The following is a 17094-nucleotide window of genomic DNA, read 5'->3' on the forward strand; positions in this document are numbered from 1 at the left end:
CTTTTTACGATTGGAACAGCCAGAACTGATGAAATTTATTATCCGGCTACATGCTGAAATCACCATTAAAAGCGATAGCGTCCGCAAGCGCTTTGGCAAAGTATTGGTAAATAACCTGAAAAGCATCTTGAGCCGTCAGCAACTGCCTGTCACAGTAAGCTGGCACTGGGATCGTATTGATTTAACCAGTACTGAAAATACGTCCGAACTGGCGGCAAAAATCAGTGATGAATTACAGCGTATTCCGGGTATTGCCTGGTTTAGCCGGTCACACGAACTGCCGCTAACTGAGCAGGAGGGCGCCGCCGATTTCGCCCCGATTCTGGAACAGGTACTGGCGTGCTGGCAACAGCGCCTGGCCGGACGTAGTTTTGCCGTACGGGCGAAGCGCAAAGGTCAGCATAGCTTCAGTTCACAGGATCTTGAGCGCTACATTGGCAGCGGCTTACTCGCTCATGTTCCGGATGCCCGGGTGAACCTGCGACGTCCTGATACCGAGGTCCGCATCGAAGTCGATCGGCAGATAATTCGCGTGTTTGAAGACAAACAACCCGGGCTTGGTGGATTTCCGCTGCCAACTCAGGAGACAGTGCTGAGCTTACTGTCTGGTGGTTTTGACTCGAGCGTGGCTAGTTTTCAGCTGTTGCGCCGTGGCGCCCGCACACATTTTTGCTTTTTTAATCTGGGCGGTGCGCAGCATGAAACCGGCGTGCAGCAGACGGCTTATTATTTGTGGCGACAATATGCCAGTTCGCATCCGCTAAAGTTCATCAGTATTGATTTTGCGCCGGTGGTAGAGGAGATTCTCGAGCGGGTGGATAACGGCCTGATGGGCGTGGTACTCAAGCGGCAAATGCTGCGGGCAGCGGAAATTGTCGCGGATCGGCTTAATACCGCCGCTATAGTGACCGGCGAAGCCTTAGGCCAGGTATCCAGTCAGACGCTGAGCAATCTGAGTGTGATTGATGAGGCGACCCGAAAACTGGTGTTACGCCCGCTGATCGTAATGGACAAGCAGGACATCATTAACATTGCGCAACAAATTGGCACCGCAGATATTGCCAGAAGTATGCCAGAATACTGTGGTGTGATTTCGGTCAAACCAACGGTGAAGGCTGACCGCGGCGCTATCGCAGCAGCCGAGGCTGAACTCGACCCCGCGCTTATTGAGCAACAGGTGTCGGCCGCCAATGTTTTAGATGTACGCGATATTGGTGAGGCTGCCGCCGCGCGCGTTGAATCCGTAGCCACTATTTCAGAAGTTGGTAAAAATATGACTGTGCTGGATATCCGGGCAAACGATGTGCAGGAATTATCGCCGCTGTGTGCTGAACAACTTGGCGCACCGGTTACCCATATTCCGTTTTTCCGACTGGCGTCAAAGTTTGCCGAACTTGATCCGGATACCACCTATTTGCTGTACTGTGACAAAGGGGTAATGAGCCAGATCCAGGCCTTGTATCTTCAGGAGCAGGGGTTCAGCAATGTCGCAGTTTTTAGTCCGCAAACAAAGCAACATCAGAAGGATCTGTAGATGACGAGGAAAAATGCAGCCCGGTTAGTTTTTTTACTGGTGTTGATCGGCCTTTCAGCGATATTTCTGATGCGCGTCTCATCGGGCGACCTGCCGCGGTTCGAACATGCGGACAAAGTGGTGCATTTTGGTGCCTTTTTTATTCTGGCACTGACGTTTCACCGGGCATTTCCGATCCCGGTGTGGGCGGCGCTGGTGATTCTTACCGCTTATGGACTGGCGATTGAGTATGTTCAGAACTTATTACCGTACCGCCAGGCGAGTATGGGCGATTTACTGGCCGATGCCGCAGGCGCGGCATCCTATTACCTGATTGCCTGGTGGCGCTATCAACGCCGTTCGGCAAAAGCCAGAACCTGAACTATTTCGTTTTCTTGCCTTTGGTTTTGGGCTTCTTCTTGCGTTTGACCACGTCCGGAAATTTATATTGCGGTCGCAGTTCGTCATACACCCGCCGTTCCATTTTTACCTTCTGATAACGCTCGATACGTCGCAACAGCTCTGCATCATGGGCTTCAACCAGCGCTACCGCAATACCCGACTTGCCGGCGCGGCCGGTACGACCAATCCGGTGCAGGTACACGTCAGCCTGCTTCGGTAAGTCGTAATTTACCACCAGCTCGATATCTTCAATATCCAGCCCCCGGGCAGCGACATCGGTCGCAATCAGGGTGCTGTTGTCGAATTTTTCCATGCGCGCAATAATTTTTTGCCGGTCGCTTTGTGGCATATCGCCGCGCAAGGTTAAGTTCAGTACGCCGGCTTGCTGCAAACGACCTGCCAGTTCGTCGACTTTGTCGCGGGTGCGCACAAAAATAACGCGGCGCCCGGGGTGATCCTGAAGTAAGCGCAGTAACAGCTGAAATTTATGCTGGGCGGTGTCGGCCTGATACCAGCGCTGCAGGATCTTGCCCTTTTCGCGCTTTGGCGGCTCAATCAGAATATGTTGCGGTTCTTTCTGCAGTTCGGCTGAAAAGCGGCGCACGCCTACGCTATCCAGTGTGGCTGAGAACAGGAGGGATTGTTGCAGGTTACGGGCGGCCGCCGCGATCTGCTTCACGGTGCTGGCAAAGCCCATATCCAGCATCCGGTCTGCTTCATCGATAATAAGCCATTCAATCAGTTCCAGCTCAACCCGGGCCGCACCCAGCAAATCAACCAGGCGGCCGGGGGTTGAGACCAGGATGTCGTGGCTCTTTTCCAGCTGTTCATGCTGACTGCCATAGTTTACCCCACCGGTAATCAGCACCGTGCGAAGGCCGGTGGTCTCCTCAAATGCGTCGGCTTGTTCAGCAATCTGCTGCGCCAGCTCCCGGGTCGGAGCCAGAATAAGCACCCGGGCCGGGCCGGGCTGGCGACGAGGGAAGTCACGTAAATGCTGTAATGCGGGTAGCAAAAACGACAGCGTCTTACCGGTACCTGTTGGTGATGTCACCAGCAAGTCCTGGCCGTCGAGCGCGGCCGGAATCACCGCCTGCTGTACTTTGGCAGGTTTATTCAGCTCGGCACCCAGCAGCACCTGAATGAGTTCTTCGTCGAGTTCCAGTTCTTCCCAGTCCGGGGTCATTATACAATCCTATAGTTACTTATTTCGGCGATGTGCCGGGCCGGTTCAGAGCCCAAGCACCTCTTTGCCTTGTTTAAAGGTAATGTCGACAGGTATAGCAGCATCGGCGAGGCGGTCAAGATCAGCCTGCAGTTGCGGGCTTACGCTGCCCATAGTGTCAAATAGCTCAGTCACGCCCTGATAATCACCGTCACCCTGCAAGGTCAGGATATGCTCAGAGAGGTTATTCATGGCGGTGCGCATCGCGTCCATATTCACGGAATACTGACCCAGCTCATTACGGCTGAAAGCGCCGGCCTGCTCAAAGTAGTTGAAGCGAATCATGTTGGCCTGGCCGTGAGCACTGGATGCACCGAAGCGCACCGAGCGGAAAATGCCGGCCAGAAAGGTCGTGTAGTAGTCTTCCAGCTGACCTTCACTGATAACGCCTTGTTCAAGGAGCTCGGTAACCATGTACAACCCGAGAATATCGGCTTTACCTTCTTCCAGGGCGCTGGCTTTTTCTTTCAGTGCTTCGCGGACAGTGCCTTCGCCGTTAATGACGTTTTTGATACCCAGGCCATGCGCAACTTCGTGGAACATGGTATTGGCGAAAAACGCGTCAAAGGTAATGTACTGGCGCTGTTCAGGAACAATCAGCAGTTCTGAGATCGGCAGCAGGATCTCATCGAACTTCGCGCGCATGGCATTTTTCAGCTGTAGCCGGCGGGTGCCCTTTTCTAACTGGACTTCTTCATCGTTAGGTAAGTTAATCGCAATGGTTTTGCTGCCCGCGTTTGAGTGGCCGGCATAGTAAACGACCTCATAGGCGTTGAGCTGCGCGCCTGAGCCGGGAACTTCCTGCTTGTACTGTTCTGGCACCGGCAAGTTACGCTGCAACTGCGGCAGGTACTGAGCATAGCGGGCCAGCCGCTCGCTCCATGCCATATCTTTTACCAGCACGTAGGATTCAAAGCCGGCACGGTAGCCAAACAACTGATCTTCATAGGTTTCAATCGGACCAATAACCACATCAAGCTCATTGGTCTGCATATCCATCCAGGCCATATCGGATGGCTGGTATTCATTGCTTAAAAAGGCGTCAGCGCGAAGGCGCAGATAATTTGCAAAAGATTCATCTTCAACGAACTCAGCTGCTTCCCGCAAAAGCTCGGCGGCACGCTTTAACTGCGCGGCATAAGCTACGTTGTAAGCGACGCTGTACAGTTCACCTTCGGCATCGCGACGTACCAGGGTATAGAGATCAATTTTGCCGGGAAATTCCGCGGCTTCAAACTCTTCCCGGGTCATGTCGGCAGGGTAAAAGTTGGCGCCGGGTGGCTTTGGGTCAACGCCTTGCAGAAAAGGTTGGTTGTTATTCAGGCGATCCCAGGGGCCATAGTTAATTTCAGCGAACTGCCGTACTAAGGGGTCACCCAGGCTGTTCAGCAATTTCTCTTTCTCACCCGGGTAAGCCTGGTGCCAGAACAATTCATCCATAATCTGAGAGGCTTCAATCAGCAACTCAATAGCGTGGTGCTGGCGGTTTGACAGATGAGATAAATCAGCTGTCAGTGTGACCGGAGTGTAAATGTTCAGGCGCTGCTCAGCACCCTCAACCAGTTCCAGTTGCGGAAGCGGTTTTTCAAGGGCCTCTTCGTTAACCTGGGGGCCGCATGCGGCTAATAAAACTGAGGACACCATCAGAATAGCGGTGCTGATCCGGTTTATTTTAACGTTCATGGCTCACCTGTTGTTCGGTCTGTTGTTAGGGGAATATGGGGGAAGACCCAAGTCTATGCCCCTAATTTACGCTCTTTTAGCTTTTAAATAAACTGACCAGTGCCGGATAAAATTCGTTGATCTCGCCGCTAAAGAGCGCGAAGTCCGCATCAATTTTATCTTCCGGCGAGGCGTCGACCAGTTTGTCCTGCTCATCTAACAGTACATCAGTGGCTTTAAAACGCTTAACTGCCAGGTCATGCTCAAGCACAAAGCTGATCCGCTCACGCCATTCCAGGCCTAGCTTGGTTGCTTGTTTGCCATGCTGTAGATGGGTGTCAATTTCGGTACTGGTGAGGTCGTGCTGCCGGCAGCGGACGATACCACCCTCGTCGTCGGTGTCCCGCAGCTCAACTTCGCTGCCAAATTCAAAGTCGCCCGGTACTGCTGAGGTACGCAGCCACTCGGTGAAGTAAACTTCAGATGGTTGTTCGTTGAACAGGGGCTTGACCGGCAATGAGCCAAAGCTACTGCGCAGCAGGCCCAGAAAGTCTTCCGCGCGGTTGCCGGCGGAAGCATCAACCACCACGATTCGTTTGCTCAGGCTGATTATTCCCCAGGTCAATTTAAAGCGGGTGAATGCCTGTGGCAGCAAACGATGAACGAGATCTTCTTTCAGTGCCTGCTTTTCTTTACCGGCAACGCGGCGGCCCTGTTCACTCTCGATTTGTTGCAGCTGCTCATCCAGTTGCGCATTGACGACGCTGGTGGGCAGTACTTTTTCTTCTTTACGGGCGCAGAACAGATAGTTATCGCCAATTTTGTGATAGAGCACGTCACTTTGTTGACCGAAAGGTGATGCCCAGCCAAAACTAGCCAGCTCTTGCCGGCCGCAGGGTACGAACTGACAGGCGCTGAGCGCTTGGTCCAAATCCGCAGGCATAACAAAATCTTCAGCGAGCGTGTAAATACGCAGGTTACGAAACCACATGAAAAATCCTTGCTGAGTGCTTATTTATAAAAAGATAACCGGAATCCGGAAACGATAGGTCAGGCCCTGGCCCGGGGCGCTGTCGGCTTCAATTTCACCGTTAAGCGTCTGGCTAACCAGGTTACGAATAATGTGCGTGCCCAGGCCGCTGCCACCTTGCTGACGTTTGGTCGTAAAGAATGGGTCGAACAAATGATTCATTTGTTCTTCAGTCAGGCCCTTGCCGTTATCCGAGTAGGTGATCTCGAGCTGATCCTGTTCCCGGGTAATAGTGATGGCGATTTTACCCTGACTGGTATCCTCAAAACCATGAATTAATGAATTTAAAATCAGGTTGGTGAATATTTGCGCAAGAGCGCCCGCCGGACAGCGGATATTCAGATCATCAGCGCAGTCCAGGCTAATTTCATGGCGGGTATTTTTCAGGCGCGGACGCAGAGCCTGAATGACATCCTGCAGGTATTTTTTCAGGTTGATGTCGCGAATCGCTTCCGAAGTCTGATCCACAGCAACCTGTTTAAAGCTGCCAATCAAATCAGAGGCCCGGCTGAGGTTATTTTCCAGCAACTCAAGGCCTTCATTACCGGTGCTAAGAAATTCCTGCAGTTGCGCCTGGGTAAGGCTTTTGTCAGCCAGCGCCTGCTCCAGTTTGGTAATACGCTCGCGGATGAAGCTGGCAGCCGTAATACTAATGCCAATAGGCGTATTCACATCGTGGGTGATACCGGCGACCAGCCCCCCGAGCGAAGCCATTTTCTCCGACTCCAGTAACTGATCCTGCGCCCGCTCAAGCGCGGTAAAGGAGTTTTGCAGGCGGGTATTGGTATCGCGCAGATCCTGCTCCATGAGCTGGCGCTGACGGATCTCCCGTTCCAGCTTGTCCTGCCGCAATTCGAGTTCGTTTTTACGCCGCTCAAGATCCACTAATACCTGACTAAGACTGGATGTTTTGCGCGCCACTTCCTGTTCCAGCATAGCGTTCTGCTCATCCAGCTGCCGGTTGGCCTGCAATAATTGTTGCTGGGTGCGTTGCAGGTCATCCTGATAATCTTCGAGATTATCCAGCAGCTGGTTATATGCCTGCTCAACCATCAGGAACTCGGTATTGCGCTGATCTTTAAGGTCCAGCCGCGAATGCTTGAGGTCATCCAGCCGGAAGTTTCTGATCTGGTTAGTCAGATCGTGCATCGGGCGGTTAAGCATGCGGTTAAATGCCAGGCTGAACAGCAGAATCAGGAACACACTCTTGATTATGGCGTTACCGACAATGAAATAGAGGCTCACCTTGATACGGTCAATAGCGATATCGCGGGTGGAGAACAGCGTGATGTCGCCAACCATGGTGGAGTTGCCGGAAAATTCGAACACCAGGGTTGAGAAATAGCCAAACAGACCATTACGTTCGCTGATGGTGAAATTTTCTGCCGGTTTCATCGGCAGTTCGGCAATCGGCAGGGTATCACCAAGGTTAATCAGTACTGCTCCGGTATCATCGCGTACGATCACGCCGGCGATAGCGGAGATATTAATCAGGCCTTCGGCGGTCGCCACTACCTGTGGTGAGTTGAATTCCCAAAGTGAGCGAGCCAGCGAGTCATTTACCGTGCTCTGCTGGTTTTGTAGCTCCTGCACCAGCATCCCTTTGGTATCGTAATATTCGCCCACCACCTGCACACAAGTCACCAGTAATGTCAGTAAAAAATATACCGACAGCACACTGGTTAAAAGTGACTTGGATATGCTGGACGTAGACATGTAAGCGCTCAAATTTATTTTGCATCAAATTAAAGCAATCGCGGCCGGAGCGCAACCTTAAGCGCAGCTGGCAAGAGCTGTCATAAAGCATTCACGAGCCCGTCACCCCGTTGTCACATTGGTTGCCTAGAGTGCTCTGCGTAACTTAACTCGCAGTACCTGACATCTCAACGGAGACCATTATGAAAGCGAATAATTTTCTGGCCTTAAGCGCTATTACAGCTTCTTTGCTACTGGCGGGTTGTGGCGGTGACATCAACCTGACACCGACCTCAATCGACAACTCGACTGATAACTCAGTAACGAACCCTGGTGGTGGCAGTACTGAAAACAACTGTGCCAGCTATGTTGATGATGGCGTCACAGTTCGTGGCCAGGTAGACGGTGATAACTGTGTGTACCCGCCAAACTTTTCTACGCCTAACAATCCGATTATGACCAACTTACGGATAGTTGATTTAGCTAACGACGGTGCGCATATCTTCCCTAATGGTCTTTATATTGGTAATGGCCTGGAAAACAACGCGGCGAATATTCCCTCCAGTGGTCCTGTGTTAACGATTGATGCTGGTGCGACCCTGGCCTTCCAGGACGCCGATGGCTTCGTGCAAATCGCGCGTGGTTCAAGAATCATTGCCGAAGGTACAGCCACGGCGCCTATCACCTTCACTTCAGATGAAGACCTGACCGGCAATGTCGACAAAGACACGGATCGCGGTCTGTGGGGCGGTGTTATCTTACTCGGCCGCGGTATTTCCAATAAGTGCGACCAGAATGACCTGGCCAACTGTAATCTCGAAGCAGAAGGTGGCGCTGGTCTTTATGGCGGTGCGGACAACAGCGACAACTCCGGTGTGCTAAGTCATGTCGTGGTGAAATATGCAGGCTTCGAAGTTGCTGTGGGCAACGAACTCAACGGTATTACTTTTTATACCATCGGTGATGCGACACAGGTCGACAATATTCAGGTTCATAACAATGTCGACGATGGTGTTGAATTCTTCGGCGGCGCAGTCAATGCCAAGTACGTAGTACTTACCGGCAATGGTGATGATTCACTGGACTGGGCAGACGGTTGGTCGGGTGCTATCCAGTACATCTATGTTCGCCACAATGAGTCGTTAGCTAACCGTGGTATTGAAGGCGACAACAATTCAGGCAACTTTACTGCCGAACCTTTCACCTCTCCGCAAATCGCCAATATGACCATCGTGGGTTCAAATTTCTCTACCACAGACCGTGATTCTGAAGGTGTATTGCTCCGTCGCGGTACCCAGGCCGAGCTGTATAACTTTGTGGTAACCGGCCCTGAGTTGATGGGTGAATGTCTGGAGTTGGATGACCAGGCGACCGTTGATCACATCGCTACTGATAACCTGGTTATCGAAAGCTCAGTGATTGCTTGTGCAGAAAACTTCGCTGACCAGACCACGGAAGACTGGTTTACCGCTGGTACCAATAACCTCGCCCTGACTGATACAGCGACGGTACTGGATGGTGGTTTATACACAGCTTCACCAATGCTTGATGCCAGCGGTGCCCAGGTTTCCCCAACCGCCAAAGCTGATTTAAGCACCGTTAACCCGTTCTTTGATGATGTCGATTTCGTTGGTGCAGTTTCGGCTGATGACGACTGGACTCAGGGCTGGGCATTCGACCTGAATAACAATCAGTAATCACGCTCAGTGCACAGGGACGTGCCGGGCCCCCACAACTGGTGGAGCAAGCCAAATGAAAAGAACGCCTATTATTACAAAGCATAAGCTAGGACTCGCTATCGCCTTAGCCTTGTCCGGGCAGATGGCTCTTGCTCAGGAGCAGGAAGCCACCGAAACCATCGAAGAGGTTGTCACAACCGGGACCCGGCTGCAGGGATCAGCAGCTGCGGTAGTGGAAGAACGCAAGGAGCAAGCATTTGTTGCCGACATTCTTGGCGCTGAACAGATTTCCCGCACTGGTGACAGTGACGCCGCCGCGGCACTGCGTCGGGTGACCGGCCTAACTCTGGTTGATGGTAAGTTTATTTATATCCGTGGCCTTGGCGAGCGCTATTCAAGCACACAGCTGAACGGTGCCCAGGTTCCTTCACCTGACCCTACCCGTAATGTTATTCCGCTGGATATGTTTCCGGCCAGTATCATTGAAAGCCTGGAAGTACAGAAATCCTATTCGGCTGACAAGCCTGCCCACTTTGGTGGCGGTAATGTCGATATTCGCACTAAGTCGCTGCCCGAAGAGGAAGCGTTTGAAATTCAGATTGGTACCGGCTGGAACTCAGAGAGCAGTTCTGACGCGCTGGCCTATGGCGACTCCAATGACTGGCTGGGAAGTGATGATCAGCGGGCCCTGGCACAGCCATTTTTGCAGGCGCTGGCTACCTACGGCTCGGTGAACTTTACCGATATCGCACGCTATGAAGAAATTTCGACGGACCAGGCGCGACTCATCAACCGTGATCTCATGAATACGATGAATACGGATTACGATGTTTATACTGAAAGTGTTTCGCCTGATATCAAAGGCTCAGTTAGTTATGGCAATCAGTTTGTTCTGGCGGATGACTGGACCTTTGGCTTTCTTGGTGCCGTTGACTATGATCGCGCCACCCGAAACTCTGATCAGGAGCGCCGGGTGTTAGGTTTCTCCGGCGAGAACCTGGTAAATCAGTATCGCAGCGAGTCACAGATCTCCACCCATTCGGTAGAACTCAGCGGTATGTTTAATACCGGCCTCGAGTTCGGCAACAATCATAAGCTGGAAACCTCGTCTATTTTCCTGCGCGATACCCAGGATCGGATTCAGCGCGGTATTACGGAAACTATCGATACCATAGGTGAGGAAAACCTGTCATTTTTTGATACGGACATCCGTTACGAAGAGCGGGAATTGCTTTCCCACCAGCTTCGTGGCTCCCATTTGTTCCCGGAGCTGCATAATATCGCCATCGACTGGCAGTATACCGATGCCACCTCGCGCCGCGATGCGCCGGGTAATGTCTTTACCCGTCAGGGTGCCGACGCGGACATTGGCGAGCAGCCACAAAACCTGAACTATCAGCGCTCACGGAACGCCGCCGTACTGGAATTCCAGGATCTGGAAGATCAGGTAGAAAACTACGGCGCTGATATCGAACTGCCATTTTACCTGGACGGTAATGAGTTATTGTTACAAGCCGGTGGTGAAGTGATGCGTAAGGCGCGGGAGTCTTATGGTCGCCGTTTTGGTTTCAGCACCGAAAGCACGCCGTTAAGTGAACTGACCAATACGGAGTTTTCCGAACTCTTTGGCCCCGATAGCGTTAATGACCCGGATAATAATCTGCAGGTGTATGGCGCGCCAACCCTGACCGATCCCAACTACCTGGCCGCGCAGCAAATTGAAGCTGGCTATGGTTTATTCGACTATACCACCAGTAAGTGGCGGCTTAATGCTGGCGCGCGCTGGGAGCAGTACTCACAGGTATCGGCGCAGATTGACCTGGCAACCAGCACTATTATTGGCGCCATCGAAAATACCACGCGCCGCGAAGATGACTGGTTTGGTGGTGCGGGCCTTACCTACTTTGTTGATGACACCACACAGTTACGGTTGACCTATGGCAAAAGTACGGTGCGTCCGGACTTGCGTGAAATAACCGAAGTTGTGTTTATCGACCCGCTGACCAGTGACAAGGTACGGGGCAACCCGAATCTGATCAGTACCGACGTACAAAGCTTTGATGCACGTTGGGAATGGTACGGTCCGGCTGGTGACAACTGGTCGCTGGGTGCGTTTTACAAAGACCTGACTAACCCGATTGAGTCGGTTGAAGCAAAAGCAACAGATTCGGACCGGGTCATCACCTTCTTAAACGGCGATACGGGCCATGTTTACGGTCTTGAATTCGAGTTTCTGAAAGATCTGACCATGGTCACCGATGGCTTATTTGTTAACGGTAACCTGACACTGTCTGATTCAGAGATAACGATTCAGAACACCGGTGGGGTTGAACTGACCAACAACGAACGGCGCATGACCGGTCATTCAAAATACGTGATTAATACCCAACTGGGCTATGACACCCTTGATGGTGAACATAGCGCGGCGCTGGTCTACAACGTGTTTGGTGAACGCATCGCCTTCGCCGGTTCGGTATTTGGCGGCCGCGGAATTGATGATGCCTTTGAGCAGCCGTTTCATAGTCTGGATGCAATTTACACCTGGTATCCTGACTTTAATTCAAAGTTGCGGCTAAAAGTGCAGAACCTGTTGGGTGAAGACACTGAGATTATGCAGAATGGTCAGGTCATTCAGAAGCAGACCGTTGGCACATCAGTGAGCCTGGAATATAGCTATTCATTTTAAGCTGAACCGGCGTATCGCTGGCATTAGTAAGAGTGCAGTAACGGGAGCTTTGACGCTCCCGTTACTATTTTTTGTGGCGCTGAAGTGCTAATTTATGGTTTACGTTTCGAAATTTACCGACACTAACCCTGATAGGACTGTCATGCAGGAAGAGTTTGACGCGCTACAGAGCTGGCTGCAACAGCATCCCGATATTGAAACCGTAACTTACCTGGCATTGTTGCTGGTAGGATCATGGCTGGCTAATTTTATTGTCAAAAAGATCCTGCTCCGCGGTGTGCTTACAGCGCTGACGTATACGCCTGCCGGGCCTGACGTAAAAATGATCGAGCGCAATATCGTTGCGCGTTTTGCCAATGTGGTACCTGCGCTGGTCATTGCTTATGGCATTGCTTCAGTGCCACACCTCGCCGAAGAAGTCATCATTGTTGTTAATAATGTCTGTAAGGCGTTCATCGTGGTTACCGTAGCCCGCGGACTGAGTGGCGTGCTCACGGTTATTAATGCCATTTATGAACGGCGGCCGGATTCTCATGAACGGCCGATAAAAGGCTATATACAGGTGGTGAAAATCGCCATCTATGTCATTACGGCAATTCTGGTGATTGCAGCGCTGATCGATCGCTCCCCGGTGATTCTGTTGTCGGGACTGGGCGCGATGGCAGCAGTACTTATGCTGGTATTCCAGGACACCTTGCTGTCGCTGGTTGCCAGTATCCAGATTTCTTCACACGATATTATCCGGGTCGGCGACTGGATCGAAATGCCGAACCTGAATGCTGACGGTGACGTTGTCGATATCGCGCTGCATACAGTCAAAGTTCAGAACTGGGATAAAACCATCACTTTTATTCCGACCAAGCGCTTTATTTCAGATTCGTTTAAGAACTGGCGCGGTATGCAGCAGTCAGGCGGCAGACGGATAAAACGCAGTCTGTGGCTGGATCAGCAAAGCGTTCACTTTCTGAGTGAAGAGGAGCGCAAAGCCCTGTATCGCTTTCGCCTGTTAAGGAGCTACCTGAACGACAAACAGGAAGAAATAGATAAGTGGAATCAGCAACTGGAAGAAGCGGGCAAGGAGCCGGTTAATACCAGGAGAATCTCGAACATAGGCTCATTCCGTGCTTATATCAGGGAATACTTGAGTAATCACCCCCGCATTCATCAGGAAATGACTCTGATGGTTCGCCAGCTGGAACCTACCGCGGATGGTCTGCCGCTGGAGGTGTACTGTTTCACCAATACGGTGGTCTGGGCCGAATATGAAGGCGTCCAGTCGGATATTTTTGACCATTTACTGTCAATTTTGCCCGAGTTTGGCCTGCGCGTATTCCAGCACCCCAGTGGTCTGGACATGCGTGAGATGACCCGCCAGCTTAAAAGCACCGACGACACCCTAACTAACTGACATATAACTGACATGTGACGGTCACCAAGCTGTCACATAATCGTCGTATTGTACGCAGCATCATTTACCAACATTGTGTAAGGTGCTGTCATGCGGCTTTTCGCTGTTTCCACTCTACTCTCGCTGACCCTGCTCTATAGTCCGGCAGGATTTGGTCAGGATCCCCTTCTGAAACCAGTAGTTGATGCCGCTGCTGAGATTAATACCCAAGCCAAAAACTCCCAGATCCGGGTTGAAACCATCGCGGATTCTACCCAAGAGCGCATTCAGCAATATAAACAAATCAGCCGCCAGATTGAGGGGCTGGAGGTTTATACCGCTCAGTTGCAGAAACAAACCGATAATCAGAACCGTGAAAAAGCCGAACTGAACGCTTCTATTGATGAGGTCAGCGTCATTGAGCGGCAGATTACACCGCTTATGCTGCGCATGATTAACAGCCTGGATAAGTTTATTGAACTGGATGTGCCGTTTTTACCGCAAGAACGGGCAGAGCGTCTGGCCTCACTGGAACAACTGATGGAACGCGCCAATGTGGACGTATCGGAGAAGTTCCGCCGGGTTATGGAAGCCTTCCAGATTGAAGCCGACTACGGCCGCAATATTGAGGCGTACAACGGCAGCATGACAGTAAACGGACAACCACAAGACGTTGAGTTTCTGCGCATCGGCCGGCTGACACTGATTTATAAAACCCGCGACGGCAGCCAGATGGGCCTTTGGGATCAACAGCAACAGCAATGGCAGGAGCTTGACCAGAGTTACGCGTCTGATGTTCGCGAAGCCATTCGCATCGCGCGCAAACAACTGGCGCCGGATCTGCTGATGCTACCCGTACCCGCCCCGCAATCTGGTTCAGGAGTCTGAATTCATGAAACTACTTAACTGTTTAATGATCGCAGCGGCGCTGGCTATATCCACCGCACAAGCTGCACCGCAGGAACCTATTAACGTGGATCAGCTGTTACGCCAGTTGCAGCAGGGCCAGTTTGAGCAGTCGCAGGAAAACAAAGAGCGCGAGCAGCGCTTCCGGGAGCAGGCTGCCGATCAGGAGCGTCTGTTGCGGGAGGCTATTGCCGAGCGGAACCGTCTGGAGCAACTCAGCGAGCAACTGGAAACCCGGTTTGAACAAAATGAAATCGCGCTGGCGGGGCTGACGGATACGCTGACCCAGCGGATGGGCTCGCTGCGCGAACTCTTCGGTGTGTTACAGCAGGTTACCGCCGATACCAGCAGTAAGCTCGCCAGTTCTTTTATCTCGGTTGAGTATCCGGGCCGCATCGAGAAGCTTGAGGCGCTGGCAGAGAAAATGAGTTCCGCTTCGCGGCTGGCTTCTATTGCTGATATTGAGTCGGTGTGGCTGGCTTTGCTGCAGGAAATGACAGAGTCGGGCAAGGTCACAGAGTTTACCACCCAGGTTACCCTGGCTGATGGTGAACAGGCACAACGTGAGGTGGTCCGTGTAGGGACCTTCAATATGGTTGCTGACGGCAGCTACCTTGAGCTGGTACCAGGCACTGCTACCGTAGCCGAACTGATTCGTCAGCCTGCCGGACGCTATCAGGACACTGCTGAAACGTTGCAACAAACCGAAACTGGCCATGTCCGGTTCGGGCTTGATCCTACTGGCGGCGCGATTCTTGGCTTACTGGTGCAGGCGCCGGATTTATGGGAGCGCATCGATCAGGGCGGCACCGTTGGCTATATCGTGCTGGTGCTTGGTGCGATTGGCCTGCTGATCGCGCTGGAACGCTATATCACCCTGACCCGGATCAACAGCAAAGTATCCAAACAGCTGAAGCAGGATCAGGCGCGGGAAGACAACCCTCTTGGCCGCGTCATGCTGGTGCAGGATAAGTACCCGAATGCCGATACCGAAACGCTGGAGCTTAAGCTCAGCGAAGCGATTTTGCGGGAGGTTCCGGCAATTACCCGCAATCTGACTTTCATTAAGATTATCTCCGTAGTGGCCCCATTAATGGGTCTGCTTGGAACCGTGACCGGCATGATTAACACCTTCCAGGCGATTACCTTATTCGGTACCGGTGACCCGAAACTGATGGCCGGCGGTATCTCGCAAGCACTGGTCACGACCGTGCTGGGTCTGGTGGTCGCGATTCCGATGACATTGTTATTCGCTACTTTGCATACGCGTAGCAAAAATCTGGTGCACATCCTGCAGGAACAGGCATCAGGAATCATTGCGGAGCGTTCTGAGCGAGGACACTAATCGTGTGGTTACTTGATATTTACGGCGCCATTCAGGACTTCATCGAGAGCGGTGGGCAGGTGCTTTTGATTATCGGTGTACTGATTTTTGCGATGTGGCTGATGATTCTGGAGCGCATGTTCTACTACCTGCGTGGTCATCAGCAACGCAAGAAGCAGGCACTGGCCAGCTGGCGTGAACGCGAGGATAAATCTTCCTGGCAGGCTGAGCAGATTCGTTCGGCCATGATTTCACGGGTTTATCTGGCGCTGCGCGGCAACTTGCCGGTATTGCAGGCGCTGGTTGCGTTATGCCCGCTACTGGGTCTGATGGGCACAGTAACAGGCATGATTGAGGTGTTTGATGTGATGGCCATATCAGGCACCGGCAACGTGCGTTCAATGGCGGCCGGGGTGTCGAAAGCGACCATACCGACTATGGCAGGAATGGTTGGTGCCTTGTCTGGTGTATTTGCGGCAACCTGGCTGCAACGGGCTTCTCGTCGTGAACGGATGAAACTTGAAGATCGCATGTTGCTTGAACATTAACCGAGGCGGTTACCCGATATGAAACAACATTTTGCTAATTTAATCGAAGAAGAAGATGCGCAGATCGATATGACCCCCATGCTGGATGTGGTGTTTATTATGCTGATCTTCTTTATCGTTACGGCCAGCTTTGTTAAAGAGTCCGGCATAGACGTAAACCGGCCCGAAGCGGCAACGGCGGTGCAGAAGGACCGCGCTAACATTCTGGTTGCCATCAGTGCTAAGGGTGAAATCTGGATCAATAAACGCCAGGTTGATGCCCGTGCGGTACAGGCGAACATTGCCCGCCTCTATGCCGAGAACCCGCAGGGTTCAGTGGTCATCCAGGCCGACCGTAAAGCAACCACCGACACCTTAATCAAGGTGATGGACGCAGCCCGTGCTGCCGGCGTCTATGACGTTTCCATCGCCACCGAGGAAGGCAGCTGATGATGCGTTTTCTGGCCGCTTTACTGCTTGCGCTGTTAGTGACTCTGGGGCTGTTTTACCTGATGCAGTCGCTGATTACTGGCGGTGAGGGGGCGGTATCCGAACCGCCGCGAGGGAGTGTACTTGATTTTGTCCGCATCAAGCCGGACGAATCGGTACAGGAAAAAGAACGTAAGCCGCCGCGTCCGCCAGAGCCGGAACAGCCGCCCCCTGACTTACCGCAACCGCAAATGGACTCTGTGGATGCCGAACAGACTGACAGCGGATTCGACTTCAGCACACAGGTTTCTGCAGACAGCCAGTTAAGCGGTGGCTTAGGCCTTGATACCAGTGACGGTGAATACCTGCCGATCGTCAAAGTGCAGGCGGTTTATCCCCGGCGTGCCATGCAGCGGGGTATCGAAGGCTATGTGGTAGTCGAATTCACTGTCACCCGCAGTGGTACCGTGCGCGACCCACGGGTGGTAGAGGCCGAGCCAGAAGGTATTTTTAATCAGGCAGCCATGGATGCGGTACTGAAGTTCAAATATAAGCCGCGGGTAATAGACGGCGAGCCGGTTGAAGTAGAAGGCGTACGGAACCGTATGACGTTTGAGATGGGAGACTGA

Annotated in this window: 14 protein-coding genes; 10 read left to right on the forward strand and 4 right to left on the reverse strand. The window is 52.4% G+C overall.

What is annotated here, in order from left to right; all coding sequences use genetic code 11:
- Window positions 1–28: 28 nt before the first annotated feature.
- Window positions 29–1534 carry a tRNA uracil 4-sulfurtransferase ThiI gene (gene thiI, locus IDSA_RS09870; RefSeq protein ID WP_034776497.1) on the forward strand — a complete coding sequence of 502 codons (1506 nt, stop codon included), beginning with the start codon at window positions 29–31 and terminating at the stop codon, window positions 1532–1534.
- Entirely contained in the window at window positions 1535–1894 is a 360-nt protein-coding gene (locus IDSA_RS09875) for a VanZ family protein (protein ID WP_034776404.1), read from the forward strand.
- A gap of 1 nt (window position 1895) precedes the next feature.
- On the opposite strand, the gene srmB is transcribed toward IDSA_RS09875, so the two are convergent.
- The 4 genes from srmB to IDSA_RS09895 all read right to left on the reverse strand — a co-directional run bounded on the left by srmB (window position 1896) and on the right by IDSA_RS09895 (window position 7548).
- Entirely contained in the window at window positions 1896–3101 is a 1206-nt protein-coding gene (gene srmB, locus IDSA_RS09880; protein WP_034776405.1) for an ATP-dependent RNA helicase SrmB, read from the reverse strand.
- 45 nt (window positions 3102–3146) lie between these two features.
- Window positions 3147–4823 (reverse strand): dipeptidyl-peptidase 3 family protein, encoded by a 1677-nt coding sequence (locus tag IDSA_RS09885; protein WP_034776407.1) that lies wholly within the window; start codon window positions 4821–4823, stop codon window positions 3147–3149.
- Window positions 4824–4899: 76 nt separating this feature from the next.
- Window positions 4900–5793, reverse strand: a complete 894-nt coding sequence (gene rdgC, locus IDSA_RS09890) for a recombination-associated protein RdgC (RefSeq protein WP_034776409.1) — start codon at window positions 5791–5793, stop codon at window positions 4900–4902.
- A 24-nt stretch (window positions 5794–5817) separates the two neighbouring features.
- The gene (locus tag IDSA_RS09895) at window positions 5818–7548 is read right to left on the reverse strand and encodes a sensor histidine kinase (RefSeq protein ID WP_034776410.1); all 1731 of its coding nucleotides are present in this window, start codon (window positions 7546–7548) and stop codon (window positions 5818–5820) included.
- 182 nt (window positions 7549–7730) lie between these two features.
- Here IDSA_RS09895 and IDSA_RS09900 point away from each other — a divergent pair, with 182 nt between their 5' ends.
- The 8 genes from IDSA_RS09900 to IDSA_RS09935 all read left to right on the forward strand — a co-directional run bounded on the left by IDSA_RS09900 (window position 7731) and on the right by IDSA_RS09935 (window position 17094).
- The gene (locus IDSA_RS09900; RefSeq protein WP_034776411.1) at window positions 7731–9224 is read left to right on the forward strand and encodes a hypothetical protein; all 1494 of its coding nucleotides are present in this window, start codon (window positions 7731–7733) and stop codon (window positions 9222–9224) included.
- 55 nt (window positions 9225–9279) lie between these two features.
- Window positions 9280–11892 carry a TonB-dependent receptor domain-containing protein gene (locus tag IDSA_RS09905; protein ID WP_034776412.1) on the forward strand — a complete coding sequence of 871 codons (2613 nt, stop codon included), beginning with the start codon at window positions 9280–9282 and terminating at the stop codon, window positions 11890–11892.
- A 142-nt stretch (window positions 11893–12034) separates the two neighbouring features.
- Complete coding sequence (locus IDSA_RS09910) at window positions 12035–13300, forward strand: mechanosensitive ion channel family protein (protein WP_034776413.1); 1266 nt, start codon at window positions 12035–12037, stop codon at window positions 13298–13300.
- Between the two features lie 90 nt (window positions 13301–13390).
- On the forward strand, window positions 13391–14167 hold the full coding sequence (locus IDSA_RS09915) for a DUF3450 domain-containing protein (RefSeq protein WP_034776414.1): 777 nt from the start codon (window positions 13391–13393) through the stop codon (window positions 14165–14167).
- A gap of 4 nt (window positions 14168–14171) precedes the next feature.
- On the forward strand, window positions 14172–15530 hold the full coding sequence (locus tag IDSA_RS09920) for a MotA/TolQ/ExbB proton channel family protein (protein WP_034776415.1): 1359 nt from the start codon (window positions 14172–14174) through the stop codon (window positions 15528–15530).
- On the forward strand, window positions 15530–16057 hold the full coding sequence (locus tag IDSA_RS09925) for a MotA/TolQ/ExbB proton channel family protein (RefSeq protein ID WP_034776416.1): 528 nt from the start codon (window positions 15530–15532) through the stop codon (window positions 16055–16057). The genes IDSA_RS09920 and IDSA_RS09925 overlap by 1 nt, the downstream gene beginning before the upstream one ends.
- Window positions 16058–16075: 18 nt before the next feature.
- Window positions 16076–16486, forward strand: a complete 411-nt coding sequence (locus IDSA_RS09930) for an ExbD/TolR family protein (protein WP_034776418.1) — start codon at window positions 16076–16078, stop codon at window positions 16484–16486.
- Window positions 16486–17094 (forward strand): energy transducer TonB, encoded by a 609-nt coding sequence (locus IDSA_RS09935; protein WP_034776419.1) that lies wholly within the window; start codon window positions 16486–16488, stop codon window positions 17092–17094. Before IDSA_RS09930 ends, IDSA_RS09935 begins: the two co-directional genes overlap by 1 nt.

It is taken from the genome of Pseudidiomarina salinarum (assembly GCF_000753715.1).
Taxonomy (GTDB): domain Bacteria; phylum Pseudomonadota; class Gammaproteobacteria; order Enterobacterales; family Alteromonadaceae; genus Pseudidiomarina; species Pseudidiomarina salinarum.

Bases quoted from the DNA above. Each gene is read 5' to 3' on its own strand.
- thiI (WP_034776497.1), top strand. From the start codon at position 29: ATGAAATTTATTATCCGGCTACATGCTGAAATCACCATTAAAAGCGAT.
- IDSA_RS09875 (WP_034776404.1), top strand. From the start codon at position 1,535: ATGACGAGGAAAAATGCAGCCCGGTTAGTTTTTTTACTGGTGTTGATC.
- srmB (WP_034776405.1), bottom strand. From the start codon at position 3,101: ATGACCCCGGACTGGGAAGAACTGGAACTCGACGAAGAACTCATTCAG.
- IDSA_RS09885 (WP_034776407.1), bottom strand. From the start codon at position 4,823: ATGAACGTTAAAATAAACCGGATCAGCACCGCTATTCTGATGGTGTCC.
- rdgC (WP_034776409.1), bottom strand. From the start codon at position 5,793: ATGTGGTTTCGTAACCTGCGTATTTACACGCTCGCTGAAGATTTTGTT.
- IDSA_RS09895 (WP_034776410.1), bottom strand. From the start codon at position 7,548: ATGTCTACGTCCAGCATATCCAAGTCACTTTTAACCAGTGTGCTGTCG.
- IDSA_RS09900 (WP_034776411.1), top strand. From the start codon at position 7,731: ATGAAAGCGAATAATTTTCTGGCCTTAAGCGCTATTACAGCTTCTTTG.
- IDSA_RS09905 (WP_034776412.1), top strand. From the start codon at position 9,280: ATGAAAAGAACGCCTATTATTACAAAGCATAAGCTAGGACTCGCTATC.
- IDSA_RS09910 (WP_034776413.1), top strand. From the start codon at position 12,035: ATGCAGGAAGAGTTTGACGCGCTACAGAGCTGGCTGCAACAGCATCCC.
- IDSA_RS09915 (WP_034776414.1), top strand. From the start codon at position 13,391: ATGCGGCTTTTCGCTGTTTCCACTCTACTCTCGCTGACCCTGCTCTAT.
- IDSA_RS09920 (WP_034776415.1), top strand. From the start codon at position 14,172: ATGAAACTACTTAACTGTTTAATGATCGCAGCGGCGCTGGCTATATCC.
- IDSA_RS09930 (WP_034776418.1), top strand. From the start codon at position 16,076: ATGAAACAACATTTTGCTAATTTAATCGAAGAAGAAGATGCGCAGATC.
- IDSA_RS09935 (WP_034776419.1), top strand. From the start codon at position 16,486: ATGATGCGTTTTCTGGCCGCTTTACTGCTTGCGCTGTTAGTGACTCTG.